General features: G+C 71.1%; 1 pseudogene. It reads left to right on the forward strand.

What is annotated here, in order from left to right:
* Nucleotides 1-626: pseudogene (locus tag QC821_RS21685) on the forward strand (transketolase); the annotation flags it as partial.

Below are 626 nucleotides of genomic sequence, written 5' to 3' on the forward strand. Positions count from 1 at the left end.
CCCAACAAGCAGGGCAAGGAGGAGTGCCACGGCGCTGCGCTGGGCGACGACGAGGTGGCCGCGGCGCGGGTCCAGCTCGACTGGCCGCATGCGCCCTTCCATGTGCCGGAAGCGATCTACCAGGGCTGGGACGCCACGGCCCGCGGCGCCGAGCTCGAGCAGGCGTGGGAGACGCGCCTGGCGCGCTACGCCGAGGCCTTCCCCGCCGAGGCCGCCGAGCTCAAGCGCCGCCTCAAGGGCGAGCTGCCCAGCGACCTGGGCAGCGAAGCGCTGGTCGAGCAGGCCCAGGAGAAGGCCGAGAGCATCGCCTCGCGCAAGGCCTCGCTGGCCTGCCTCAACGCGCTCGGCCCGCAGCTGCCCGAGCTGCTCGGCGGCAGCGCCGACCTGGCGCCCTCCAACCTGACCTTCTGGAGCGGCGCCAAGGCGATCGCCAAGGACGCGCCGGGCGGCAACTACCTGCACTACGGGGTGCGCGAGTTCGGCATGGGCGCGATCATGAACGGCATCGCCGTGCACGGCGGCTTCGTGCCCTACGGCGCGACCTTCCTGACCTTCATGGAGTACATGCACAACGCCGTGCGCATGGCGGCGATCATGAATCAGCAGGCGATCTACGTCTTCACCCA

Source organism: Franzmannia qiaohouensis (assembly GCF_031451695.1).
GTDB classification, from domain to species: Bacteria; Pseudomonadota; Gammaproteobacteria; order Pseudomonadales; family Halomonadaceae; genus Franzmannia; species Franzmannia qiaohouensis.